Genomic DNA, 500 nt, shown 5'->3' on the forward strand with positions numbered 1-500 from the left:
GCGGAACTAAAATTGTCGAACATGATGTCAAACTCTTTGAACAGAGGATGATCGGCCAGTCCTGCAATTTCGATGTCATCCCACGCGACCGAACAAATACTCAAGAACAACAAATCAAAAGGAGCATCCATTGCGCTGCTGGTATCGAATGTCACACGTCGGGAGGCTTCTTTAGAAAAGAAATCTGCAGTTAATGTGTTGAGACTTGCATCGTTAATTTCCGTTAATTGAGGTTGTTTGCTAGCAGTAACCTCGGTTGGTGGCTGTTGTTGAGTTACTTCTGCAGCCACTGTTGTCGGAGGTTCAGTCGTCATTGGCATACTTATATAGATCATCGCAATAACCACAAAGACTGAAACTCTAACGAACTTGCTCAAAATAAAGTACGCACCACATAAAGCGAGCAATCCGAGTATTGCTTGGAATGATAAAAATCGTCCCAAAAGTTCGACCAGATAACTCAATTCAAACTGCATTAATTGTCCCGCTTGAGCCCAAAG

General features: G+C 42.8%; 1 protein-coding gene. It reads right to left on the reverse strand.

What is annotated here, in order from left to right:
- Positions 1-500: cellulose biosynthesis protein BcsG (bcsG, locus tag R7O13_RS31470; protein ID WP_318305815.1), on the reverse strand; the 500-nt coding region annotated here is incomplete at both ends.

This window comes from Vibrio sp. Y176 (genome assembly GCF_033438945.1).